Genomic DNA, 25305 nt, shown 5'->3' with positions numbered 1-25305 from the left:
CCGCTGAAGCAAGCGAGAGGGGCAATGCCCTCGAGACCGTGTCCGATTTTGACTGGAAAATATTCCGCGACAAAAGAGACGAAAGGTGTGGAATGACTTTGGACACCAAGATGGAACTGCGTATGGGGTCCCCGGCTCCTGCGCTGAAAGTGGAGAACTGGCTGCGTGGCGAGCCCCTCACGAGCCTTCGGCCCGGCAAGGTCTACCTCGTTGAATTTTGGGCGACTTGGTGCCGACCATGTGTCCACGCCATGCCCCATTTGATCGAACTGCAGGAGAAATATAAAGACAGCGGATTTGAGATTATCGGAGTCGCAGCTTGCGAAAAGGCTGCAACCGCGGACGAAGCGCGGACCAACGTGGATGCCTGGCTGACCGAGAAGTTCCCGAATCTGAATTATCGGACAGCGTTCGATTGCACTGGCGAAATGAAAAAGCTCTGGCTGGAACCCAGCTCTTCGTTCGGGATTCCCACCTCGTTCGTGGTCGACCGCGACGGCCACATCGCTTATATCGGCCACCCGGCACCTCTCGATGACGTTTTGCCGAAAGTCCTTAACGGCAGCTGGCGCAGCAGCTATGAAGCGAAAGCCGTCGATGCAAAGCGAATCTCGCGTGTGCGCGAATCGTCGCTGAGTCAGCCGATATACGCCAAACTTGAGCCGGCGATGCAGGCCGAGAATTGGACGGCGGCGCTCTTGGCCATCGAAGAAGGCCTCGCCTTGATGCCAGACTCTTTTGATTTTCGGCAGATTCATGCGGATCTTCTGCTTCACAAGCTGCGCGACATCAAGACCGGCATGCCGGTCATGCGAGAATTGGTCGAGGACGCGATCGACAAAAAGTTCGAAGCGATGTCTTGGGTGGTGATGGCGCTGAACCAACTCTTCCATCCCACGATCGACAACTCCCATCTTCCGCATGATGATCGCTTTGCGATGGGCAAGGAGCTCTCCGAACAGATCCTGGAACTTAATCCTCCGCAAGGCGATGGAGACTTTAAATTCGGGTGTTACTTTCCGGTCGCTCAGTATTATTACGAGAGCGGCAACAAGGACCGCGCAATCGAGTTGATCGAGGTGGCACTCAAATCGCTGGACCATTCGGAGCCAGTGCCGGACCAAACCAAACAGCGCTACCTCACCTCGTTGCTCCAAGCCCTGGCCAACTACACGGGTGAGCCTGCCTGTCACGCGGGTCTCTGTGTGGCTCCGCAAAACAAGACTTCCGAAACTCAAAACGCTGTCACTTCCTGAGCAAGAATCGCGAAGGGACTGACAATTGGAATTGAACACCGGCAAATCCGCCCGCCCAGGCGCACTTCGCAGCAATAACGTCGATGCCGCAAAAGTGCGCGGCTTGCGGCAGGTGGAATTTCCATTGCGTTTACCTCGGGTCGAACCGCGGCGCAGGCGTTCGCGCCGCGGTGAAAGGTCTCGCATTGGTGGACGTGCTCGAGGTCGGCCACGGGACACTGTTGCGTGGGATCGGCTCGCCCAAGCCATTCCCCGCCCACGCAAGCGCCCGAACCACACATCGCAGAAAAAGAGATCGTCCTTCAAGAGGAGTACTGAAATTGGGGAAAAGCGAAATTCCTCATGAACCGGTTGGCCCTGCTGTCCACGGGGACGGCGAGGCCCTTGCTTCCCCGTTCGTCAAATGCCTCCTGCGGCTCATTCGTACTCAGGATTCCTTCGGCTTATGGGAAGGCCATTCGGATGCCGAGCTGCTGGCCGAGTTCATCATCACCAAGCAACAGCAACGTGCGGTACCCTTTGGCGGCGATCCCGATCCTGACGCGCTGTGGAGGCTCGACATGTTTTACACCGCCGTAGCGCTTGCGATCGAGGAGCGCTCCGGCGTGTCGACGTCGCCAATAATTGGAATGAAGCCCCTGCGGGCTTCCAGCGGTTGGGCGTTCTGTCGAGACGTCCACCGGTTCGGCTTCGAGACTTTCCGCAAACTTGCTGAGGCCGGTACGAAACTGGTCGACGATGCGACTGCAGCCATTGAAGCCTAGCCCGAGATGGAGCGCATCAAGAAAACCATTGTTCCAGAAAGGATCTATGTCAGACCTAGATAGGATGAGGAAGAAAGTCCGAAAGCTCCAGTTGCGTGCAGCTATTGCCAAGATGGCATTGCAGGACCTCGTCGAGGGTCTGCCGGGCAAGTGGGCCGACATACAGGAAGTCGCCGAGAAAACCCAAGCCGTTTATGCCGAGTTGGATGTTGCCAAGAGAGAACTCGCTTCAATGAAGAATTTAGGATGATGCGCACATTCACCACCCGTGACGGCTCCATTTGGATGCCGCCGTACCTGACCTCCATCGATAGCAAACCTGCATCGGCTGCTGCCGTTGTTTCAAGGTCTGCTCGCGCGATGTCATGCATCTTCACGGCGTTGATGATGCGGGTGAAATCCTCGGCCCCTGCGATGACGAGGACGACGATTTCGACGGCAAGCTCAATCGCATGATCATGGTTGTCGATGATGCCGGCCGCTGCATCGGCTGCGGAGCCTGCGGCCGCGTCTGCCCCAAGAACTGCCAGACGCATGTTGCGGCCGACCAGCTCGCAACATGATCTGGCGAAAACCAGGAGAACGGCGTTGCACTTCATCTTTTTGTCGGCTCGTGGGGCTGGTCCTGTGCAGCAATGCGTCGATGGTTTACTTCGCTTTGGATTCTCCGTGTGGCAGTCGTCACGACGCTGGCCTGTTCGCTGCTGCTTCAGGCCGGCTACTTCGGCCGCGTGCTCTTTCTGAGCTGGTCATGCGGCTTGGCGCAAAGCAAGCTTCTTGTGCTCGCGCAGGTCATCCATGTTGATGTAGCGGTTGGCCTCCATCCAGTTTTCGTTGGTTTCGACGGCCAGCGCCCTGACCAGGCGCAGGCAGCTTTCGGCGTTCGGGAAGATGCGCACGACATAGGTGCGCCGGCGGATTTCCTCGTTGAGGCGTTCCAGCATGTTGGTGGACTTCAGGTGCTTGTGGTGCTGGCGCGGCAGGCAAAAGAAGGTCAGCGTGCATTCGATGGTCTCCTCTCCCCAGCTCGTCAGTCGCGGATAGCGGCCCGACCATTTGGCAAGCCATGCGGCGAGATCGGCCTTGGCCTCGGCGAGATCGCGCGGTCGTAGAGCCAGCGCAACTCCTGCAGGCAATCATCGCCACGATTTCTCGGCAGGTGATCGAGCGCGTTCCTGAGGCACGTAGCAGCGCTGCCAGGCGGGCTTCGGGGATCACCCCGCCGATCGCCGCCACCAGGCTGGCATGATCGTCGGACACGACCAGTTCGACGCCCCTGAGCCCGCGCGCCTTCAGCGCGACGAGGAAATCCCTCCAGGCCGAGCGGCTTTCGCGATTAGCCATCTCGACGGCCAAGATCTGGCGCCGGCCGTCCCAATCGATGCCGACAGCGATCAGCACCGCCTGGCTCATGACGACGCCGCCCGACGCGATCGCGCCAGATGCCCGATACGCTCGTCACAACCGGTGGCGTGCAGTCCAACCATACGCGCATGGTCGCTGCGGTCGCCGCCAAGACCGGCATGAGATGCCTCCTGGTCCAGGAGAGCTGGGTCCCACATGGACATCCGCGCCTGGTTCAGCCCTAGCGGTGAAGGCATGGCAGCAAGCTCAGCGCCGCTAAACAACACATCGCCAAGGCATGCGAACATTGCATGCTCTCTCGCTCGAACACGCCGCGGCGGGGGCGCTCGTCTCCACGTAGAAGGACCAGATTTGCCATCGAGCCTTCTCCTGTTCACGGCAAATTTCACCCTAAATGCACCGCCGCCTCGGAGATTGGCCCCAGCAGATGTCCGTAGGCAATCATTCTCTGACGTTGCCGAGCGGCGGAACTGGGCGCCATATTCCTTTACCATCAGACGGACCCGGTTCTCGACGTCGCGGCTGATAGCGACAAGGCAGGTGCCAGCGGGAGGATGGCGTTCCAGCGGCCCGCCCCAGTTCGAAATACGACTAACCGTCACGGAAGACTTAACTTGGCAGTTCGGCCACCGTCTACGACAAAAATCTGGCCGGTGACGAATGCAGCTTCGTCGGAGGCAATCCATGCGACCATGGCGGCAACTTCCTCAACGCGGCCTGTTCGGCCCAACGGATGAATGGTACCAAGCCGTTCCAGTGCCTTCTCGGGCAAAGCGGCGACGAAATCGACATTGAGATCCGTATCGATCCAACCAGGCGCTACGCCATTGCAGCGCACCCCGTCTTGCCCGCCGTCCACCGCTACGGCGCGTGTAAGGCCATGCAGCCCAGCCTTCGAGGCACAATATGCCGCGTGCCCTGGGTTAGAGGCCAATCCCTCTATCGAGCCAACATTGACGATTGAGCCACGGCTTCTGCGAAGATGAGGCATGGCGCGACGGATCAGCAGGAAAGGAGCATCAAGATTCAGCGCCATTGTGCGTCGCCACTCGTCAAGCCCGGTATCATCTACCCTTGCTTCAACCATGCACCCAGCGTTGTTGACCAGGATATCGAGGCGGCCAGCCTGTCGAACGACATGGTCAATTACCATGTTCGGAACGCCGGGGTCGCAAAGGTCCGCGACTATCCCTTCTCTATGACCGGTCGCCTCGAGCTGAACCGCAAATACTCTGGCCCCGTCGCTGGCAAGTCTGTCGGCGATTGCCGCCCCAATGCCGCGGCTAGCCCCGGTCACTAAGGCGACCTTCCCCATAAAACGCTTCATTCGGCTGCCCTTTCGCCATTCACCGTTACAAGCATGCCGACGCGAGACGCACGCGCAGGCCGGTTTAATCCGGACACCTTCTCCCGCGTGGTCAAGGCCTACTCCACCCCGTCGGCGATGCGACCATTAAGCGGCCGCAAGATGAATAGGCGTCTCTGACTCCGAAGGCCCAACCTGATGGCCGTGCGCGACGCACGAGCCCGGTCCGGCGCCGCGATTCGTTGCTCTTAGTCGATTTGAACTGAAATGCGAGCATCTGCGCTGACGCTTCTTTCTTCGTTAGGTGCCCGGGCTTTGTCCCATACCACCATGATTTCATGGGTTTCAAAGGCATCCTCAGAACATGTTTAGTAACACCCTGTATATTGATGCCAATTCAGCTGCGATGGACCCATATGCCTGAACGAATTGGCCCGTAAGCCCTTCTTGCTATCAAACCCTTTTATGCTTTCTCCTCGGCCCGCCCTGCGATCGTGCCTTCAGGACATTGCTTTGCGGAGCCGCACAGAGGGCGCCGTAATAAACCTCCTCACCCTTGTAGTTGGCTAAGGCCTGCAGCAAGTTCGGTAGAAGGTGTTGTTTCAGCTCGTCCAGCATAGGGTCCGCACTGTCCAGCGATTTCAGTGCGAACTCGATTAGCTCAATCGCACGATCTTGGTTGCCGCTCTCGTGATAGTATCGAGCCACCGCCGGATAAGTCCGGAACTTGTGGCCGTCGCCTTGGAGTGGATTGCGTGCCAGGATATGCTCGGCCAACTCTTTGCCGAGCGCGAAGCGCTCATGAGACGGAAAGTGCGAGTGGTCGTGCGCCGGACCGAAAAGTTGGTCTAATGTTGCCAGCAGCCAATGCTCGGAGTTCCTTTCGATCGCGTCGCGAGCCAATTGGCGTATGACAGGCAACCCGGCCGGCATGTCTTGCATTCTGTGAAGCAATACATGCGCCTGAGCCAAGCGGAAGTTGATGTCGTCGGGCATCAAGGCGCTGCCCTCTTCGACTGCTGAGAGTGCCGTCTCCCAGTCCTCTTTTCTCACTGCGGCCCAAAATCTCCTATTAATTGACTTGGTCAACGCTTGTTCGCGCTCGGCGATCCGCTTCGAGTCGACTTTCGATGCGTCGCTGGTGCGCCAGCGGCCGTTGAGCACTCTCGCCAAGACCTCGTTAAGTCGAGTAGCGTGACCGATATAGGCGATACGACCGTCTGCATCGATTACAAACAAGATCGGAAATTCGCCAGAAAAGCTTGCTTCCATCCAACGCTTTTTCATTTGGCCCGTATGGTCGAACGCGATCGGAAAATTCAGGTTCGAGCACTTTTCGGTCAACCACGCGTCCAGCTTGACCCGCGCCTCAACCGTCGATAGCGCGCCTTCATGAGCCGCGACCACGATGACCTCGAGCCCACTGTGCTTGAACCTTTCCTGCATCTGCATCAGATGGTGCATCGCCGCCGCACATGGTTCACTCCCAGTTGCCCAAAATTCGACGACGTATACTTTGCCGGGCTGGAAATGTGCGATGGGCTCGCCGCGCACCCAAGTCTCCACATTGATCGAAGGAGCCGGCGACCCCATCTGCAAAACCATATTGCTCTCCAACGCCATCCCAAAGCTGCGCGGCTTTATGGCAAGCTGTTCCCTGAGAGACGGTGCACCGAGTCGACTGAAAGGAGGCCTCTATCGTCAGGCGGGCTTCGATGCAGTCAGCCGTCAATCAGTTTTGCCGCATTTCAACCAGCAAAGGCCGTGCCAGCGCGCTGAACGCCCGCTGACGGCATTAATTTACCTTTGAAAACATCCATGTGTAATGATGCGGACATTTTTGTCAGGTGTTTGTTTCGAATCCGCCATTTTGTCAGTTGCTGTCGGTCTGGGCGTTTAGAGTCCTCGCGCCAGACTGCGATGGGGCAGCAGCACCTGAATACAGACCTGCCACTGAGAATTTCCTCCATCTGAGACTAGAGTCAGGGTCCTTGATTACGGACTGATGAAGACAAAGCGATTTACGGAAGAGCAGATCATCGCGGTTATGCGCGAGCATGAAGAGGGTGCGAAGGCTGGCGATCTTGCCCGCAAGCACGGGATCTCCGAGGCGACGCTGTATAGCTGGAAGGCCAAGTATGGCGGGATGGACGTCTCCGACGCCAAGCGCCTGAGGCCTTGGAAGACGAGAACGCCAAGCTAAAGAAGCTGCTCGCCGACGCTCGAAGCCTCGGCAGTGCGCGAGCTTCTGTCGAAAAAAGTTAGGACCCGCCGCCAAGCGCGAATCCGTAGCGCATCTGCAGGCCGTCATGGGCCTATCGGAGCGTCGGGCCTGTCCTTCGTCGGCGCCGATCGCAAGATGATTGATACCAGTCTGGCCGACCGCCAGAGACACAGCTGCGTGGTCGGCTGCGCGACCTCACGCACGAGCGTCGACGCTTCGGTTACCTGCCCGTCGTCCACGGTGGCGGCAATCTGTTCTTCCAACTCGCAAACGCCCGCTACGAGAAGGGCGCAATGATTGTTACCTCAAATCGCGGCTTCGCCGAATGGGGCGAGGTCTTCGGCGACCCTCGTCGCAACCGCACTTCTCGATCGCCTGCTTCACCATGCGGTCGTCGTCCAGATCGAAGGATCGAGTTATCGGCTCCGCCAGCACGCCGAGCTCATGCCAGAACACTTGCGATCAAAAGCCTCCATCACATTGCCGACATTAAATTCACCATCGCGACCGCGCGGCCGGCCACCGAAAAATGGACACCCCCACCGGGACAGCCTGAGCGGCGAAACTGGGGAATTTTACTTCGGCACTTTTGGGGACGAGTGGCATTGACAGGTGACGCGCAGGGGATTGCACAGATTGTGCGCACACGTTGGTTCAAGGCAGTTCATCTGAAGTCCGCTACTGGCCAGAGGCCGCGCACGCTCACCGCGGCGCGCAACACTGTCAGGGCGGCACTGCCAACGAGCAGGTCATCCGACGCATGTTGCGTTCCCTGGGGCTAAGCAACCCTATCTCTCTCTTGGAAGGTGCCTTGGGTTTTCTTGAGGTACGGTGCGTAAAAACCCGATACGAGCAGAGGATGATCGCGAGGCAATGTGGAGAAGCCTCCGGCTGAGCCTCGGCAATTTCTAGACGAACAAAGACATACCGATACCCCAATGCACTCGAATTCCGATGTAGCGTAGTTCCACGTCACTTCGGCGCCAGAAGAGATATGCTGAATGGCGACGAAGTCGTAGGCCCCGAAGCGATTGGGCACAATCGCTAAGTTTGGATCACAACAATGATTCACAATGACAGCCGGCTTATGAAAGAGAGCATGGACATTCCAGTCCAGTTGAAAGGAGTTTGTCGTTCGAACCGTTTCCATACGGTCAATTAGCCCGATGACGACAATTTCCCCCGGCAGGAAGTCGCGAGCAGCGAATACCCCGCGCCCCCTTTCTCCTCCCGTGCTGAGGATTTTTACGTTGCGGGCATTGAGCTGCTTTGCGCACGCGACGTCATCCGTCAAAATAGACAGATCTTGGTTTATGTGAGTATCAGACATACTGTTTCTTTCGCCTGCTCGATTGAGGGATGAGTACTTTTCGCCAGAGGTCGCTTGGAATTTCGCTGTTTTCGGAACGTCCTCCTAAAATCCCGATGGTTCCAAGTAATTTACGAAGTTGGGGGCTTGTCCATGTTTTGCGCCTTAGGTCCCAGTCAGCGGCGCCTACTGTCTCTCCCAGGAAACACTCAAAAATCGTGCCGATTCACCCGCCCGGCAGCCGAGGATTTTGATTTCTCTCGGCTATTTGACTGAGGCTAACGAAGAGATTGCCTATCACGCGTGTGTAGCGAATCCGACAGACCAGCAGGCGAAGTGGTGACAACGCGTCTGCAAGCGAGCAGTTTATCCTGCTGCGGATGGTGCGCGTGACACGCCAGCCGGGGGTCCAGGTCTCGAAAGCGTTAGCATACCGCAGGAAGTGGCTGCAAAACCCCTGTTGCCGCCAGATGCCGCGCACATTGAGTTTCAAAGGCGCGGTCAAGGGACTAATGCGTGACAATACTGTCCCACCTATGGCGTTTTCTGAGTTCGACTGGGCCGCTTCGACCCCGCAGTGTATTGTCACGCGAGTAGGCGGCGGCCCGCTCTCTCATGCTTTGGCCAAATGAGCATAACTTGCTGCGAAACGCCCGAGTTTGTGTTCGCCGCAAGTCACCGGCCGGTAGCGCAGAGGGTTGCTGTCAGTGACACATGAGGCCAATGGCTCAATGATCGCATCGAAATCAGCATCGATAAAGAAGGGGATTGAGTATCGCTCACGCCCTGAGCTATTCACTACGCGATGTAGGTTGGCCAGATAGACACCGTTGGTGAGCCGCTGAAGCAGGTCCCCGACGTTGATTATGAAAGTACCGTGGATCGGCGTGCCTTGTACCCAATCGCCGTCTCGGTTCATGACCTGAAGACCGCCGACGTCGTCCTGTGCAAGGATGGTCAAATTGCCGTAGTCGGTGTGGGCGCCGATTCCGATCATGTCTTCGCTGATATAACCACTCTGCGGCGGGTAGTGAAGCAGCCGCTGAATGCTGATCGGGTTCCGCATGAGGTCCTCGAAATAGCTTTCCGCCAGGTCCAGACTGAGCGCAATTCCCTGCAAAAGTTTTTTCGATAGGCCCACCATCTCTTGATGGTATCTGTATGTCAGCTCCCGAAACTCGGGCCAACCTGAGGGCCACTGGTTAGGACCAAAAAAGGGACCTTCTAAGGTCGAACGTTCAGGTCCGAAGTCGAAGCACTCCTTGAGGTCTTTGGTCTTGCCCGGATCGGTGTTCTCGCCGAACAGCTCAATGTAACCGCGAAAGGCCGAATCGGAATTGCCAATATGCAGTGACGACTTCTGCGACAATGGCAAATTAAAAAACCTGCGGCTCACATCAAACACCGATTGTATGAAATCCTGCGGGACTCCGTGGTTCTTCACATACATGAATCCAGTATTGGAAAGCGCCCACCGTATCTCCCTGGCCACCACCTGTTTGTTCGTACCGTTGAGGAGCGGTCCGATGTCGACCACCGGTATTTTGTCAAAGCTTTCGCGTTTTGCGCGCAGCTTATCGTCTAGTCTGGCTACTAAACCTTTGGACATTAGTACACCTTTGTTTTGCCGATTGAAGCCGACGCATAGCTGCCGGCCATTTGGATTTATCGTGACGCGAAGTAGTACTGAAACGCGCCACCGTGCTGGAAATACCCCTACTCGTCTTTAGGTCATCCACAACAGGGTTTCGCTCCCGAGGCAGAGCATGATCACAACCCCTGTCGCTCTGCCGCGCTGACCTTCTCGGGCACTTGAAAGACCCAATAGTCCGCACGCTCCTCGGCCACGTATCTGCCGTTGCTTAGACACTGCGCCAGTAAAAGAACGCCCTCATCCTGCAGACGCCGCGCTTCGTCCTCGAAGAATGCGGCCTCGGCGTAGCTCTTGCGGATGCTTGTGATGATGAATCCTTTCGGGCGCGTGACGCGAGCCAGCTCGCGCAGCCCGTCTGGTCTAACGTGCCCAAGTGTAAAGACACCGCAGCAAACCGTGATATCATAGCCCGCGTCGGCGTACTCAGAGAGTACTCCGTTAAGGTCGACACAGTCTTGGACATGACGGTAGACTCGGGTTTGCCGCGCCTTTTCGGCCATCTCTTTGGAAAGATCGAACCCATCGATCAGCCCGAAGCCGAGGCGTTCCAGTTGCACGCCGACAAGGCCTGTTCCGCAGCCAGCATCCAGGATTGTGATGGCAGTTCGCTCGCTGCTCAAATAGGCTGCCTGCACGGTGCCCGCTAGTTCCGCCACGATCATCGGGCCGTAGTACCCCTCGGAGCCAACATCCACATCGTAGGCCCCAGCCCATCCCCGATAGAATTGGGTTAGGCGATCGGCGTCGCCCTCGAGTACGAGGGCGTCCCTGATGCGCTGTCGTGCGACTTGTTCCAGTGTCGTCTGCTGATCGACGGTATTCATGGCAACTCCTCTGATAGGCATAATCGGAAGCGGCTATTCGGCTCCTGATGCCAACTCTCAAATGTGAGAATCAAAGCTCGTGCCAATTGGCCAAAAGCCCGAAGAAAAGCAATTTTGATGAATTCTGCTATCAGGCTGAGGCACAACAACACAACATTGCTCCAACGAAGCCTGTCCGCAAACAACAAAGCCGACAAAGTGTCGGGTTGTGAACTTGCGACCCAGCGTACAGCACTGCCCGCGAACTCATGAAAATCCCGCGCGCCTCCTACGTTGTCAGCTCTATCAATTCCAGTGGCCTGCTATGTGGTGGGTCCGGAATGAGCTGGTACGGGTTGATCAGCCCGGTGCTCGATTGCCATTGGCAATGCAGATGCGGTCGAAGATTTGCGGCCGAAGGAGGCGTCCGCTGGGACTATCGCCGTTTTGGGGCAGGTCAGGATTGCCCTGGCGCTGGAGTCAGTGATGAGGCGCTAAGCTGGGCTTTGGATGGTGTCCTCTCGGACAGCCCAGGACGTCATCCAGCGGCAGACGACGATGGCTTCTTCGGTCGACGTCAGGCACGGTGCTCTTCGACGCCTCGGCTCCCATCGGAGCATCGGCCCGATCGCGTTGAGCGCGAAAGCCAGGCTGCCGAGGTGCTTGCCAATTGATGGCACGTGGGTTTTGCGGGGCTCGTAAGGGGGCGTCACCGAGTATGGGTCAGCCGCGACAGGTACTGGGGTTGGCGCCGAAGGCTTCGCGGAAGCACTTCGAAAAATGTGAGGCCGACACGAAACCACAGGCGACCGCGATCTCAATAATCGGCAACTCTGTTTGTGCAATGAGACGCTTCGCGCGGCTAAGTCTCAAATGCAGGTAAAAGCGCATGGGAGACAACGAAACCGATCGCTGGAAGAGCCGTTCAATCTGACGCTGTGAGCGGCCGACACATCTTGCGATGTCGCGTAAGGGCAGCGGGTCCTCAATATGCTCCTCCATAATGCGAATCACTTCGGCGACCGGCTTGCAGATGCCGGCTTCGCCGCCATTCATGGTCCATTGTCTATCAGAGGCAGGGCGCCAATACCCGGCAGTCGTATGTCGGCAGACGGTCAACGCAATGTCTCTGCCGAGGCGTTCGCTGATCAGCTCCATAACGAGGTCGAACGACGCAAATTCTCCTGCGCAAGTGAGGAGGTGACTATCACGAACGAATAGCCGGTCAGTGACCTGAAGCCGGCCAAATTTTTCAGAGAAAGCGGCTCTCTTGTCCCAATGGATTGTGCACGCGGTGCCGTCCAGCAACCCGCTGTCCGCCAACAGCCATGTCGCCGTACCCAACGCTGTGATTGGAACACCATGCCGCTTGCAAAGCCGAAGAATCTTGCTGAGAGCAGCAGACGTCTGCCTTTCGACCCGTTCGCCTGCACAGACAATGACCATGTTCGTACCTTTGCCAGCCGGAACGCATTCGCCGGTGCTAGCGAAGTCGCTGCCGACCGACAGGACGAACCCGCTGGCGCATTCAACCGGCTGGCCATCCAGGCTTGCAATCGTCCACTCGAAGAATGATCGACCGGACACAGAATTCGCGATGCGAAGGGGATCTACAAATGACGAAAGGCTGAGTAGCGAAAATCCGGGAAGTGCCAGGATAACCAGTCGGTATACGTCCTGCGTGTCGATCACCTGCCGGCTGGGGTTCCATCCCACGATCCGCGAATGATCTCCTGTTGAAAATGGCGCATTCATAAGGTCATACATCCTGGTTGATGGTGATCAACATCGAGCGGCCGCAAACGACACCGGCGCCTTCAGGGTTGGCACCGCAGCCATTCAACTACGGGTGTTATGCTTGCGCTTCATGAAGTCCTTGGCGGTCTCGACAGCCACCGCCGCGTCGCGGCAATAGGCATCGGCGCCGACGGCCTTGCCGAATTCCTCGTTCAGCGGCGCACCGCCGACCAGCACGACATAGTCGTCGCGAATGCCCTTTTCCTTCATCGTGTCGATGACGACCTTCATGTAGGGCATGGTGGTGGTCAGCAGCGCCGACATGCCGACAATATCAGGTTTATGCTCTTCAATCGCCGCCATATACTTCTCGACCGCATTGTTGATGCCGAGGTCGATGACGTCGAAGCCGGCGCCTTCCATCATCATGCCGACGAGGTTCTTGCCAATGTCGTGGATGTCGCCCTTGACGGTGCCGATCACCATCTTGCCCTGCTTTGGCGCGCCGGTGGCGATAAGCAGCGGGCGCAGGATGAACATGCCGGCCTTCATCGCATTGGCCGACAGCAGCACTTCCGGAACAAACAGGATACCGTCGCGAAAATCCTCGCCGACGATGCGCATGCCTTCGACCAGCGCCTCGGTGAGCACCTTGTAGGGCGCCCATCCGCGCTCCAGCAGGATGGCCGTGCCTTCCTCAATTTCTTCCTTCAGCCCGTCATAAAGGTCGTCGTGCATCTGCTGCACGAGTTCCTCGTCGGACAGCTCGGAAAGGATGATCTCTTCGTCAGCCATGTTGGTTCACCTGATGCTCAATTCAAAGGAGGTCGGCGCCCCATCTCGATGGGGCACCGATCAGGCTTCCGGTTCGAAGCCTTGGGAGTTGATTTTCAGGCTGCCAGCCACTATTCCCGCAGGTGAATCTGGGAACCGGAAGACTGGCCTGTGCGGCGCCGGATTGCGGGAATATCAGTGTCCATCATCGCGTCACCCTCAGCGGAATGACCCGCATCCCGCGTCAAACATCAGTGGCCCGGCCGTCCAATAGGGGCGGACCCTAGCTTAATCTCGCGCTGATGATAGGCGCCGGCAATTGTCCTGAGAATGCGCAAAAGCTTTCGCTTGTCTTAAATCCAGTTTATATCCAGAGGCGGATAGGGTGAGGGGCAATTCAGGTCACGGGCGGAGTTCTTCAGACTGGACGAGAAACCAGTCAACCAAAATCTTGCATCTCTTGTTCTTGCTGGCATCCTCGCTGGCCAACAGAAAGAAGGCCCTGTCGGTCTGGATTTGGGTTGGCAATGGCTTGACCAGGAGGCGGTTGTCGAGCAACTGCTGGGCGGTAAGGGACCACCCCAATGCTATTCCTTCACCAGCCAGAGCCGCTTGAAGCGTTAGCTGGTAGTCATTGAACACGATATTGGGCTTGATGTCGCTGGCATCGCCGCCTGCCAACTCGACCCATTCGGGCCAATCCAGGCGCTTGCGAAAAGCATCGGACGAATGAATCAGTTGATGGTGGATCAGATCTTCGACGGCTTGGGGAGCGGGGTGCGACAGAAGATATGCCGGTGAGCAGACGGGAAAGATGATCTCGTCGCAAACGAACCAGCTGTTGGCCCTTTCAAAATTCCGGGGCCGCACCCAAACCGTCACGTCGATCTCATGATCTGGCTCGACATCGCGGTCGGTGGCGACCACCTTGATCCTGACGTCCGGATGCTCTTCCTGGAAATGATAGAGTTGAGGCGCGAGCCAATGTGCCGCCAGAGATGTCGAAGCTGCGAAAGTTATGTACTTCGTTCCGCGATCAGTGATGGTCTCAAGCCGCTGTTCCAGACGGCGGAAGCTGTTGCGCACCTCATCGTAGAGCTGCCTGCCGGGCTCGGTCAGCTGCACTCCCCGATTGTCTCGGACAAAGAGTGCCGTCCCGCAATGCTTTTCGAACATTTTGATCGAATGCGAGATACTTGGCTGCGTCACGTTGAGTTCGCTGGCCGCGTTCTTGAAACTCAGCGTTCGGGCCGCCGCTTCGAAGACGAAAAGCGAATGCGTCGATGGGACAAGATTGCGAAGCTTGGACATGAAGCAGGTCTATATCAGACCGCATATTTTCCGTCTACGAGACGAACGACACATCGTTTATTCGAAACAGGAACAAGCCAGAGCGAGCGGTGCACTACCCACCGGCCGCCTTCACCGAGCGAGTTGGCAGTGAACTCTTTGAATCAAACAAAGACAAGAGAGCGTATTGTCGTCCAAGCACCGCATCCGGAGCCAACAGTCTCAGGGTGGTACCGCACGTCGGGACCGGAGCTACCCTTAGTGCCGCAGCAAGGCGATGTCACATGCGATTGCCTGGTCATTGGCGGCGGCTGGATGGGGCTTCACGCGGCCCGCCGATTTGCCGAACTCAACCCCCAGTCTTCGGTAATCCTCGTCGACGCCGGACGTATCGGGGACAATGCATCGGGGCGGTGCATGGGCTTCGTCATCGATCTCGCGCACAATCCCCGAAAACGCGACTTCGTTGAAGACATTAGGGGAAACAAGGAAGAGCTGTACGTCAACCTTGAGGGCATCGCCTACATTCGAACCGCCGTCGAGGAGCATGGGGTAGACTGTGATTGGGACCCGCAGGGGAAATACCACAGCGCGGCCACGTCTCACGGCGTTGCCGATCTACACCGCTTTTCGGAGGCGCTCGATAAGCTTGGACAGAAGTACAGCTGGGTTGAAGCCCCTGAAATTCAGTCGATCACCGGCAGTAAGCACTACGTCAAAGCTTTGCATCACCCTGGCACGATTCTGGTCCAGCCTGCGAAGTATCTCAAGAACGCCGTAAACAGCCTCCCCGAGAACGTTACCATCCATGAAAACACCGCCATTGTGGCGGTCCAGTTCGGTGCGCCGAAGCACATCTGCGAGACGCCTGCTGGAACAATCAGGGCTTCGAAGGTCATCATCTGCGCATCGGGTTATCTGACGAGATTTGGCTTCTTCGAAAACCGAGCCATACCACTCTACACGTTCGCGAGCATGACCAGACAGCTCACTGAGAGCGAGCTTTCCAACGTGGGCAACAAGCGAACATATGGGCTTATTCCGGCCGATAGCTTTGGGACGACGGTGCGACGTACTATAGACAACCGTCTTTTCCTTAGAAACGTTTACTCGTATGCGACTAATTTCAAAACAACCAAACAAGATGTCCTTAGGGCGCGGACCCAGCAGCAGGTAGCATTTGACCGCCGATGGCCCGGGCTTTCGTCAATCGGCTTTGAGGCCAGCTGGGGTGGTCTGCTTACGCTCGCGCAAAATGGCGGCATGGTCTTCGGCGAGTTGGCGCACGACGTCTATGGTGCCGCCTTCTGTAATGGAACCGGCGTCGCTCGAGGGGCTGCCTTTGGCAAGGCTGTCGCCGAACTGGCCACGGGGCAATCTTCGGCTGTGATCGATATCCTGAAGACGCGGGCCGCTCCGAGCAGGACTTATCCGAGACTTGTCACATCAATGGGCGTCCGGTTCGTGACCGCTCTTCGTTTCAGGCAGGCAGGCGCGGAAGTCTAGCAATAAGAGGAACGGCAATGGCGGACCTGAAGGGCATCAATCTTGCAATGCAGACACCGTTCGAACCTACCGGTGCGATCGATTACGGCCTCTTCGAAGAGTTGATCGAAAAATACGTATCGGCGGGAGTTCACGGCTTGGTTCTTGGGGCAGGTACAGGCCAGCACCCTTACCTGACCGAGTCCGAATGCAATCGGCTCTACGAGCTCGGGGCGAAGCGCATCGCAGGACGCTGCAACGTTGTCTGCCAGACCTCGGCCCTGAATATGGACGAAGTCATACGGCGGTCACAGCAAGCTGAATCGGTCGGCGCGGACGCGCTGATGATTTTGCCGCCGTATCTCGAAGGTCCGTCAGACGAGGATGGAATTTTCAATTTCTACAGGGAAATCGACGCGGCGGTTGGCGTGGATATTGTGGGCTACAACATCCCGCAGGCTACCGGGATCGCGGTTTCGCCACGCCTTTTTGATCGACTGAGCGGTCTCAAGCATTTCAATTACATCAAAGATAGTGCCGGCGACTTCACCGTGCATCAGGAGTATCTGCAGACGGGAGGCAAGGTGCTAAATGGTTGCGATACAACAACCCTCTATGCGCTGATGGCAGGCGCGCGCGGTGTTATCTGGGGCGCAGCAAACTACATGCCTCTTGAGGCTGTCGAATTGTACAACCTTGTGGCAGCGAAGGATTTGGAGAGGGCTCTGGCACTTTGGCAGCGGATGCTGCCCTCGTTGCTTTTTATCTGGCGGGCACCATATACGCCTTCTGTTCTGAGAGCCGCGCAACTGCGCGGCCTCGGAACCGGGAATGTCCGCAAGCCATTGGCAAAACTCTCGGCGGACCAGGACATGGCGCTTCGCGCCGCACTTGCCCCGCTGTTTGAGGTCGCCTCCTAGCCGTCAGGATATCCAGGGGAGTCCCTATGCGAATTGTCCTGGTTGGTTCGACTGGGATTGTCGGGTCGGCCGTAGCGGCCGAACTTGGCAAGCGGCACAACATTATAGGAGTCGGGCGAACTAGCGGCTTATTCAACGTCGACATCGCCGAGCCGAACTCTATCGACCAATTATTCGACAAGATCGGTGCATTTGACGCGTTGATCTGCACAGCAGGGGCCGTGCACTACGCCCCGCTGAACCAATTCACGAATGAACAGTTCGAAATCGGGCTGCGCAGTAAGTTGATGGGGCAGGTCAATCTCGTAGCGAAGGGTCTCAAGCGTATCCGCGACCACGGATCATTTACCTTGACCTCGGGTCTAACCAACGAAGATCCCATCCGGCAGGGAAGCTCGTCCGCCCTGGTCAATGGCGCGTTAGACGGTTTTGTACGCAGCGCGGCAATCGAGCTTGGGCGGGGGCTGCGGATCAATCTGGTCAGTCCGACTCTCGTACAGGAGTCGGTTCAGCTCTACGGCGACTTCTTTCCTGGCACCGCGGCGGTGCCGGCGAGCGAGGTGGCGCTCGGCTACGTCAAGAGCGCAGAGGGCAGTCAAACGGGTCGAGTTTATCGCATGGGTTGGGTCAGAGACGCCTAATCTGACCAACAATGAACGTCGCGCTAACGGAGGACAAGCATGCCCAGGCAACTCTGCATCGGAGGTAGGTGGGAACTCGGTGGTAGAGCGGCCCAATTTCGATGTGACAAACCCTGCGCATCGTTCTGCGGAGGGGGCATCAACTTGTGGATGTCGCTCCATGAATAGGCAGCGGGTGGTCGGCTTAGAAAATGCCCATCAAGGCGCACTATCGTCGTTGCAGGCGACAGGTGAATGTGACGCAGGGCGCCACTTCACCCCCGTGCCAGAAGGCCATATCCGCATCAGCCTCTGCCAGCCCGAACCTATGCTGCAAGAAGCAGCGCTCCGGCTGCGCCGTTTCGCTTCCAGCTACCGCCGCGAGGCCGCATGACCGCCAAAGCCATTCCCGCCAAAGCAAGAGCGGTCATCATCGGTGGCGGCGTTTCCGGCTGCTCCGTCGCCTATCACCTGGCCAAACTCGGCTGGACCGACATCGTGCTTCTGGAGCGCAAGCAGCTGACGTCAGGCACGACATGGCATGCCGCCGGCCTGATCGGCCAGTTGCGCGGCTCGCAGAACATGACCCGGCTGGCGAAATATTCCGCCGACCTCTACGTCAAGCTGGAAGCCGAGACCGAGGTCGGCACCGGCATGCGCCAGGTCGGTTCGATCACCGTGGCGCTGACCGAGGAGCGCAAGCACGAGATCTACAGGCAAGCATCGCTGGCGCGTGCCTTCGATGTCGATGTCCGCGAGATTTCTCCCAATGAAGTCAAGCAGATGTATCCGCATCTGAATGTCTCGGACGTCGTCGGCGCCGTGCATCTGCCGCTCGACGGCCAGTGCGACCCCGCAAACATCGCCATGGCGCTGGCCAAGGGCGCGCGCCAGCGCGGCGCCACCATCGTCGAGAACGTAAAGGTCACCAAGGTCCATACCAGGGCCGGCCGCGTCACCGGCGTGTCCTGGGCGCAAGGCGAAGAGCAAGGCACGATCGAGGCCGACATCGTCGTCAATTGCGCCGGCATGTGGGCGCGCGAACTGGGAGCGCAGAACGGCGTCACCATCCCGCTACACGCCTGCGAGCATTTTTATCTCGTCACCGAGCCGATCCCCGGCCTCACCCGTCTGCCGGTGCTGCGGGTGCCGGACGAGTGCGCCTACTACAAGGAAGACGCCGGCAAGATGATGCTGGGCGCCTTCGAGCCGGTGGCCAAGCCGTGGGGCATGGACGGCATAAGCGAGGATTTCTGCTTCGACCAACTGCCTGAGGACATGGAGCATTTCGAGCCGATCCTCGAAATGGGCGTCAACCGCATGCCGATGCTGGCGACCGCCGGCATCCACACCTTCTTCAACGGTCCGGAGAGTTTTACGCCCGATGACCGCTACTATCTCGGTGAGGCGCCGGAGCTGTCCGGCTACTGGATGGCGACCGGCTACAATTCGATCGGCATCGTCTCCTCCGGCGGCGCCGGCATGGCGCTGGCGCAGTGGATCAATGACGGCGAAGCGCCCTTCGACCTGTGGGAGGTCGACATCCGCCGCGCCCAGCCATTCCAGAAGAACCGACGCTATCTCAAGGAGCGCGTCTCCGAGACGCTCGGCCTGCTCTATGCCGACCATTTCCCCTATCGGCAGATGGCGACCTCGAGGAATGTCCGCCGCTCGCCCCTGCATGAGCATCTGAAGGCGCGCGGCGCGGTGTTCGGCGAAGTCGCCGGCTGGGAGCGCGCCAACTGGTTCGCACGCGAGGGCCAGGAGCGCGAATACCGCTATTCCTGGAAGCGGCAGAACTGGTTCGACAACCAGCGCGAGGAACACCTCGCGGTCCGAAACAAGGTCGGCCTGTTCGACATGACCTCCTTCGGCAAGATCCGTGTGGAGGGCCGCGATGCCTGCGCCTTCCTGCAGCGGCTCTGCGCCAACGACATGGACGTGGCACCAGGCAGGATCGTCTACACCCAGATGCTCAACGCCAAGGGTGGCATCGAGAGCGACCTCACCGTGACGCGGCTGTCGGAAACGGCATATTTCCTGGTCGTGCCGGGCGCCACGCTGCAGCGCGACCTTGCCTGGCTGCGCCGCCATGTCGGCGGGCAGTTCGTTGTCGTCACCGACGTAACGGCGGCCGAAAGCGTGCTCTGTCTCATGGGTCCGGATGCGCGAAAGCTGATCCAGAAGGTCAGCCCGAACGATTTCTCCAATGAGAAAAATCCGTTCGGCACATTCCAGGAGATCGAGATCGGCATGGGCCTGGCCCGCGCCCACCGCGTCACCTATGTCGGCGAGCTCGGCTGGGAACTCTATGTCTCGACCGACCAGGCAGCACACGTTTTCGAAGCGATCGACGAGGCCGGTGCCGATGTCGGCCTGAAACTCTGCGGCCTGCACACGCTGGATTCCTGCCGCATCGAAAAGGCTTTCCGGCATTTCGGCCACGACATCACCGACGAGGACAATGTGCTGGAGGCCGGCCTCGGCTTCGCGGTGAAGACCGCCAAGGGCGACTTCATCGGCCGCGATGCCGTGCTGCGCAAAAAGGAAGCCGGCCTGTCACGCCGGCTCGTCCAGTTCCGGCTTAAGGATCCAGAGCCCCTGCTCTTCCATAACGAGGCGATCCTGCGCGACGGCAAGATCGTCGGTCCGATCACATCAGGCAATTACGGCCATCACCTCGGCGGCGCGGTAGGGCTGGGTTATGTGCCATGCCGGGGCGAGAGCGAGGCCGATGTGCTGGCTTCATCCTACGAGATCGAAATCGCCGGCGAACGCTTCGCGGCGGAAGCATCGTTGAAGCCGATGTACGATCCGAAGGCTGAAAAAGTGCGGGCCTGAGTTACAAACACCTATAGGAATGAGTGGATAGCTGCGCAACGCGTCTTCGCAAGGGATGCAGCTTCGATACGTAACGCGAGCAATTATACGTCAAGCGTCTAGGTGTCCGTATCCCCAATGCCGTCTCTTGTTGGGAGACCTTGAAAGTAGTGATGCTGGCCAAGGCCCGAGAGATATCAGCCCTAACCGCGGTGGAGCGGCTCAAGGCCTTGTAGGCAGACGTCCTCAGTACCGGTCCCTACGATCGACCACAGCCGTGGGTGGGTGGCAAGTCTTCAATAGGACCAATTTAAATGTGTCAGATCGGCGGTGGTAAAATGGGCGTGCGGATTTAAAGCCCGTTGCGTCCACCGCGCGTGGATCGCCCGGGCGGAACGTAAGTCATCGCCGCGAAAGGGCGACGGCGGGGTCCTTCACGAAAGTAGTTTCAGACTGTTCAGCATGCAGGGCGCCGGGGCACTGCGCGAGCACTTCTACTAAGCACGGGACAAGGTCGGTTCGCTCATTTCTTGCCTTCGTCGCTGTGAGCAGAGGGCGCAGCTGTGTCCATATCGATTGATCTTCCAGAGCTTGTTGGGCGGATTGAGGGGGCAGAGCTGCCCCCGTACTGGCAAATTTTTCCCGATTTCAAACCACTCACGGCCTTGGGGCTCGATATCACGCCTTGAATTCCTGAAAACAGGGCGCGCCGGGTGACGACGCCCGCCGGCTCGCTGCCGTCATAGACTGCGATCAGATCGCCGCCATCCGCAGCGGTGCTGATCACAGCGGAGAGCTTGTCAGTGGTTTGCACGCGGGGGAGCGCTTGGAATTTCTTTTCAGAAAGCGTCGCTATGCTGTCCCGCGGCTGCATGATCTTCCTGGCAGTGACGAGATTGAGCAGCGAAATGCCTGAGACGAAATCAGCGACATAGCGGTCCTTGGGCGCGGTTACGATGTCTTCCGGCGTTCCCACTTGAACGAACTTACCATCCTTCATGATCGCAATACGATCGCCCAGGCGAATGGCTTCGTCGAGGTCGTGTGTGATAAACACCGTTGTTTTCTGGACGACCTTCGCGAGGTCTAGGAACTGCTGTTGGAGTTGGCGGCGGATCAACGGGTCGAGCGCTGAGAACGGCTCGTCCAGTAACAGGATCTGCGGGTCTGCCGCCATGGCACGGGCAAGCCCCACCCGCTGCTTCATCCCGCCCGAGAGCTCGTCCGGGTAACGCTCGCCCCAACCGCTCAAGTCAACGAGCTTGAGGTTTTCTTCCGCCACGCGGCGGCACTCCTTGCGTGATTTGCCTCGGAGTTCGAGACTGAGGGAAACATTGTCGTAGACGGTGCGGTGCGGCAGCAGCGCCATGTGCTGGAAGACCATGCCGACCGTCTCTGAGCGAAGGGTCCGGAGTTCAGACGGCGAAAGTTTGTTGATGGCATTTCCGCCGATCCGAACCTCGCCTGCGGTTGGTTCGATCAGCCGATTGAGATGGCGGACAAGCGTCGATTTCCCTGAGCCGGACAGCCCCATGATGCAAAAGATCTCGCCGGGCTCGACCGAGAAGGACACATCGGCCACACCCAGAACGCAATCGAATTCTTCAAGGACTTGCCTCTTGCTGAACCCGCGATCGCGGGCCGCCGCGAGGGCTTTCCCTTTGCGCGTCCCGAAAATTTTCCACAAGCCGGAACAGACGATGGCGGGTATAGTCATGTGCGGAACTCTCGATAGTGTGTTGTGCCTATCTTCAGACCGTAATCGGCCGGCGGATGCCGCCGGCCGATTTAAACCTCAGAGCCTCACTTGGCGGCCTTGGCTTCAGCGATCCACTTTTCCCAATCAGCGTGGTGAGCGGCGATCCAGTCGGTTGCGTGTTTCATGATCTGCTCGTTGCTCTTTTCACCATTGGCAACCTTTTGATTTTCCGCGTTGACGTCCGCAATCGGGATCTGCACGAGCTCAAAGAATTTCTTGGCTTTCGGGTTGGCTTTCAGCCAAGTCGTATTGGCGATGATCTTCTGGTCGTTCACGGCGAAGCCAAGATTCCCGAGGCCTTCAACAACTGTGTTGCCGGTCTCCGCGTCAGGAAGAGAGGTGTTCTTGACGTTGAGCCAGACAACCTCCTTGCCTGGGCGGAGAATGGCAGATACCCACAGCGGCGTCCAAGTGTAGTACAGTGTCGGCTTGCCAGCCTTGATGCGTTCGATCGCGTCAGGAATGATGGCGAAATAGCCGCCTTGCTTTTCCTCGACGGTATCACGCAGGCCATAGGCGTCGAGCTGATGCTCGATCACGCGTTCGCAGCCCCACCCCGGTTCGCAACCGTAGAGGTCTGCCTTTCCATTCCCGTCGATGTCGAAAAGCTTGGCCTTCTCGGGATCCTTGAGGTCCTCAAGATACTTGATGCCAGTGGCGTCGGCCGTTTTCTTATCGATCAGATAGCCCTGCAGGCTGTTCTTGATTAGGGTGCCGACGCTCATCAGCTTTTCATCGCCGCCTGATGCTTTCCAGAAAGTGTCGTGAAGCGGAACCCAGTGCACCGCATAAAAGGTGAGATCGCCGTTAGCTACAGCGGTATGCGCCAGCTGAACTTGAACCTGGGTCAGGTCAGCTATGTTATAGCCGAGCTCCTTGAGACCCTCATCCACGACAAATGTCTGGAACAGCTCTTCTGTCGCTCCGCTCCAGGCCGGCATGACCTGATCTGCCATTGCCGGCACCGCATAGCCAGCCATCACGGCCATGGCCAGCGCCACACATTTTATCTTCATCGTTTCCTCCCTGTGTGAGCAAATTGCTCAGCTTCTGTGACTAGTTGTTAAGGTGACGGCCCTGAAAAGTCCCACCGGACCTTGATGCCAGAGCTCGCCCGGCCTTCGCTTCTGTGTCGACAGCGAATGCGTGAAGCGATCCAGCACGATGGCCAGCGCGACGATGCCCAGGCCCCCGACTGTCGCCAAACCCACATCAAGACGGCCTATGCCGCGCAGCACCGTCTGGCCCAGTCCACCAACAGCGATCATCGAACCGATGACCACCATCGATAGCGACATCATCAGCGTCTGGTTGATGCCGGCCATGACGGTGGGTAGCGCAAGCGGCAGCTGAGCCTTCCACAGAAGCTGACGCTCCGTAGCGCCGAAGGCGCGCATGGCTTCGATCACCTCTTCCGGTACCTGCCGTATGCCGAGGTTCGTAAGGCGGATCAGCGGCGCAACCGCAAAAATTACCGTAACGATCACGCCCGGCACGTTGCCGATACCGAAGAGCATCACAATGGGAACCAGGTAGACGAACGCTGGAATGGTCTGCATCCCGTCAAGGATCGGACGCATCACCACAAATACTCGCTCGCTCCGCGCCGCCCAGATACCGAGCGGAATGCCAAGCATCACCGCTACGACGAGCGAAGTCAGCACAATTGAAAGCGTCGTCATGGCGTCCTGCCAGACGCCGATGAGACCCATAAAGATGAGAGCGCCGACGATAACCCCGGCGACCTTCCGTCCGCCGAACTGCCAAGCCGCCAGGCCCGCAACGATGATCATCACGACCGGAGGAACCGAATGGAGCGCTATGCCGAACCACTGCAGTAGAAGGTCGAAGGGCGCCTTGACCGATTGAAAGAACGGCCTGTAGTGATCAACAACCCAGCGCAGCCCGATAGTCATCCAATCAGCGAGAGGGATTACCCCGCACTCAAAAGGATCTAGTATTCCGCACTTACCCATGTTGCTGTTCTCCAGAAGCTTTCTCGCTCGAAAACTTGCTACGCCACCAGGGTCCAGGGGAATATCGCGGCGTCGCGCTAAAGTTAGTTGTGTGCAATAGGTGCTCCGGATTCCGCAAGGCCCTACGGCAGGTAGAGCTACTCTTCTATTCCTGAGCAGGTCGCACCGTTACCGACAGATGCGCAGTTCTCCCTGCTTCATGGTGCCATCGTCCAGACTTCACCGTCCTGTTCACCCGACGACGTCCATCTGGACACCACGCTCCGGACCAGGCCTGCCCTCCAGTCGGCGTGCTCGACTGGAGCCTTCAGGCGGCGAGCCAGACGTTCTGCAGATCCATTTGAAACGTCGGGTGAATTACGTAGTTCTGGACCTTTTTGTTCATGTGACCGAAGAGGCTTTGCCAGAACGGCTGGATGATCACTCCGGAGTCCTGCAACACGTCCTCGATGTTCTTCATAAACTCTTTGCGCTCGGCAGCGTCACTCACGGAGAAGGCCTTCTTGAGCTTGGCGTCAAACTCGGGGTTTGAATAAGCGGTCTCATTCCAGGCTTCGCCAGTGCGATAGGCCAATGCAAGAACCTGAACGCCGAGGGGGCGCATGTACCAGACGGTCAGCGAATATGGGTACTTTGACCAGTCATTCCAGAATGTCGAACCCGGAAGCACAGTACGTTTGACCTTGAAACCGGCCTCGCGCAGCTGGGCCGCGATGGCGTCCCCGGTGTTTTTCTGCCAATCCTCGTCGATCGAGATCAACTCATGCTCGAAGTCTGTATGTCCGGATTGAGCAATGAGTTTCCTCGCGCCCTCTACGTTCCGGCTCTTTTTGGGCAGAGCATAATATTCCGGATGAATTGGGCTGACGTGATGGTTTTCGCCGACCGTTCCCCGCCCTGCATAGCCGAGTTGAAGGACAGCGTTGTTATCGACCGCCATCTGCAGCGCGTTTCGGACCTTCTTGTCGTCATATGGTTTGTGGGCGGTGTTGGTGCGGCACACGAGCGTCGTTGCCGTTGCGACTTCCGATTTTACCAGGTCCATCTTGTCCAGAATGTCGATGAAGTCAGCCGGAGTCTCCAGATTGAGATCGACCTCCCCGGACTCGAAAGCAGCCACCGTCGCCTGGAAGTCGGTCCCATAATCGACGAACTGCACGCCATCGAGCAACGCCTCGCCGCCCCACCACTTGCCATCCTGCCGGCGTTTGACTTCAGCCTTGCTGCCGACCAAGTAGGATAC

20 protein-coding genes and 6 pseudogenes are annotated in these 25305 nt (G+C 58.1%); 13 read left to right on the top strand and 13 right to left on the bottom strand.

The genetic code is table 11. From position 1 onward, the window contains the following. Positions 1-92 precede the first annotated feature (92 nt). The 5 genes and pseudogenes from EOA24_RS04250 to EOA24_RS42825 form a co-directional block, all read left to right on the top strand. Positions 93-1256 (top strand): TlpA disulfide reductase family protein, encoded by a 1164-nt coding sequence (locus tag EOA24_RS04250; RefSeq protein ID WP_348633065.1) that lies wholly within the window; start codon positions 93-95, stop codon positions 1254-1256. A gap of 320 nt (positions 1257-1576) precedes the next feature. Then, on the top strand, positions 1577-2020 hold the full coding sequence (locus EOA24_RS04245; protein ID WP_245491496.1) for a DUF269 domain-containing protein: 444 nt from the start codon (positions 1577-1579) through the stop codon (positions 2018-2020). Between the two features lie 46 nt (positions 2021-2066). Continuing rightward, positions 2067-2270, top strand: coding sequence for a CCE_0567 family metalloprotein (locus EOA24_RS04240; RefSeq protein ID WP_127409609.1), 204 nt, complete (start codon positions 2067-2069; stop codon positions 2268-2270). Then, positions 2267-2583 (top strand): annotated as a pseudogene (gene fdxB, locus EOA24_RS04235) (ferredoxin III, nif-specific). Before EOA24_RS04240 ends, fdxB begins: the two are co-directional and overlap by 4 nt. 72 nt (positions 2584-2655) lie before the next feature. Next, positions 2656-2733 (top strand): annotated as a pseudogene (locus tag EOA24_RS42825) (hypothetical protein); the annotation flags it as partial. Positions 2734-2769: 36 nt separating this feature from the next. Here EOA24_RS42825 and EOA24_RS04225 read toward each other — a convergent pair. Next, positions 2770-3442 (bottom strand): annotated as a pseudogene (locus EOA24_RS04225) (transposase); the annotation flags it as partial. Between the two features lie 26 nt (positions 3443-3468). On the opposite strand from EOA24_RS04225, the pseudogene EOA24_RS04220 reads away from it, so the two are divergent. Further along, positions 3469-3582 (top strand): annotated as a pseudogene (locus EOA24_RS04220) (aminocyclopropane-1-carboxylate deaminase/D-cysteine desulfhydrase family protein); the annotation flags it as partial. 401 nt (positions 3583-3983) lie between these two features. Here the strand turns inward: EOA24_RS04220 and EOA24_RS04215 are convergent. Then, the gene (locus tag EOA24_RS04215; protein ID WP_126080609.1) at positions 3984-4712 is read right to left on the bottom strand and encodes an SDR family oxidoreductase; all 729 of its coding nucleotides are present in this window, start codon (positions 4710-4712) and stop codon (positions 3984-3986) included. A gap of 432 nt (positions 4713-5144) precedes the next feature. Continuing rightward, complete coding sequence (locus tag EOA24_RS04210; protein WP_348526306.1) at positions 5145-6245, bottom strand: redoxin domain-containing protein; 1101 nt, start codon at positions 6243-6245, stop codon at positions 5145-5147. On the opposite strand from EOA24_RS04210, the gene EOA24_RS41405 reads away from it, so the two are divergent. From EOA24_RS41405 to EOA24_RS41400, 3 genes and pseudogenes are all read left to right on the top strand, one after another. Further along, positions 6229-6501 (top strand): hypothetical protein, encoded by a 273-nt coding sequence (locus EOA24_RS41405; RefSeq protein ID WP_189353850.1) that lies wholly within the window; start codon positions 6229-6231, stop codon positions 6499-6501. The two genes, EOA24_RS04210 and EOA24_RS41405, sit on opposite strands and share 17 nt — an antisense overlap. 195 nt (positions 6502-6696) lie before the next feature. Next, positions 6697-7139 (top strand): annotated as a pseudogene (locus EOA24_RS04205) (transposase); the annotation flags it as partial. After that, a pseudogene (locus tag EOA24_RS41400) lies at positions 7134-7524 on the top strand (ATP-binding protein); the annotation flags it as partial. The pseudogenes EOA24_RS04205 and EOA24_RS41400, both read left to right, overlap by 6 nt. A 169-nt stretch (positions 7525-7693) precedes the next feature. On the opposite strand, the gene EOA24_RS04200 reads toward EOA24_RS41400, so the two are convergent. The 6 genes from EOA24_RS04200 to EOA24_RS04175 form a co-directional block, all read right to left on the bottom strand. Further along, on the bottom strand, positions 7694-8245 hold the full coding sequence (locus EOA24_RS04200) for an SET domain-containing protein-lysine N-methyltransferase (protein WP_126080611.1): 552 nt from the start codon (positions 8243-8245) through the stop codon (positions 7694-7696). Between the two features lie 592 nt (positions 8246-8837). Continuing rightward, positions 8838-9833, bottom strand: coding sequence for a 2-oxoglutarate and iron-dependent oxygenase domain-containing protein (locus tag EOA24_RS04195; RefSeq protein ID WP_126080612.1), 996 nt, complete (start codon positions 9831-9833; stop codon positions 8838-8840). Positions 9834-9994: 161 nt separating this feature from the next. Continuing rightward, positions 9995-10702, bottom strand: a complete 708-nt coding sequence (locus EOA24_RS04190; RefSeq protein ID WP_126080613.1) for a class I SAM-dependent methyltransferase — start codon at positions 10700-10702, stop codon at positions 9995-9997. 702 nt (positions 10703-11404) lie between these two features. Further along, positions 11405-12436, bottom strand: coding sequence for a GlxA family transcriptional regulator (locus tag EOA24_RS04185; protein WP_164762826.1), 1032 nt, complete (start codon positions 12434-12436; stop codon positions 11405-11407). A gap of 84 nt (positions 12437-12520) precedes the next feature. Beyond that, positions 12521-13213, bottom strand: a complete 693-nt coding sequence (locus EOA24_RS04180) for a B12-binding domain-containing protein (protein ID WP_126080615.1) — start codon at positions 13211-13213, stop codon at positions 12521-12523. Between the two features lie 381 nt (positions 13214-13594). Next, on the bottom strand, positions 13595-14503 hold the full coding sequence (locus tag EOA24_RS04175) for a LysR substrate-binding domain-containing protein (protein ID WP_126080616.1): 909 nt from the start codon (positions 14501-14503) through the stop codon (positions 13595-13597). Positions 14504-14743: 240 nt separating this feature from the next. Between EOA24_RS04175 and EOA24_RS04170 the strand changes: the two genes are divergently transcribed. The 4 genes from EOA24_RS04170 to EOA24_RS04150 all read left to right on the top strand — a co-directional run bounded on the left by EOA24_RS04170 (position 14744) and on the right by EOA24_RS04150 (position 20348). Beyond that, positions 14744-15988: an FAD-binding oxidoreductase gene (locus EOA24_RS04170; RefSeq protein WP_245459658.1), complete on the top strand. Its 1245-nt coding sequence runs from the start codon at positions 14744-14746 to the stop codon at positions 15986-15988. A gap of 17 nt (positions 15989-16005) precedes the next feature. Beyond that, a complete protein-coding gene (locus EOA24_RS04165; protein WP_126080618.1) occupies positions 16006-16887 on the top strand; it encodes a dihydrodipicolinate synthase family protein in 882 nt (293 codons plus the stop codon). A 26-nt stretch (positions 16888-16913) separates the two neighbouring features. Continuing rightward, positions 16914-17528, top strand: coding sequence for a short chain dehydrogenase (locus EOA24_RS04160; protein ID WP_126080619.1), 615 nt, complete (start codon positions 16914-16916; stop codon positions 17526-17528). Positions 17529-17897: 369 nt separating this feature from the next. Then, positions 17898-20348 (top strand): FAD-dependent oxidoreductase, encoded by a 2451-nt coding sequence (locus tag EOA24_RS04150; protein WP_127409608.1) that lies wholly within the window; start codon positions 17898-17900, stop codon positions 20346-20348. A gap of 502 nt (positions 20349-20850) precedes the next feature. Here the strand turns inward: EOA24_RS04150 and EOA24_RS04145 are convergent. From EOA24_RS04145 to EOA24_RS04130, 4 genes are all read right to left on the bottom strand, one after another. Next, positions 20851-22044, bottom strand: coding sequence for a betaine/proline/choline family ABC transporter ATP-binding protein (locus EOA24_RS04145; protein WP_127409607.1), 1194 nt, complete (start codon positions 22042-22044; stop codon positions 20851-20853). Positions 22045-22130: 86 nt separating this feature from the next. After that, positions 22131-23102, bottom strand: a complete 972-nt coding sequence (proX, locus tag EOA24_RS04140) for a glycine betaine/L-proline ABC transporter substrate-binding protein ProX (protein WP_126080623.1) — start codon at positions 23100-23102, stop codon at positions 22131-22133. A 27-nt stretch (positions 23103-23129) separates the two neighbouring features. Next, a complete protein-coding gene (locus tag EOA24_RS04135) occupies positions 23130-24002 on the bottom strand; it encodes an ABC transporter permease subunit (protein ID WP_245466464.1) in 873 nt (290 codons plus the stop codon). 367 nt (positions 24003-24369) lie between these two features. Further along, the coding region (locus tag EOA24_RS04130; protein ID WP_245501753.1) for an ABC transporter substrate-binding protein at positions 24370-25305 on the bottom strand (936 nt) is incomplete at its 5' end.

The sequence above is a fragment of the Mesorhizobium sp. M2A.F.Ca.ET.039.01.1.1 genome (assembly GCF_003998035.1).
In the GTDB taxonomy this organism is placed as follows: domain Bacteria; phylum Pseudomonadota; class Alphaproteobacteria; order Rhizobiales; family Rhizobiaceae; genus Mesorhizobium.
The sequence above is the reverse complement of the archived record's forward strand: the minus strand, read 5'-3'. Positions and strand labels throughout refer to the sequence as shown.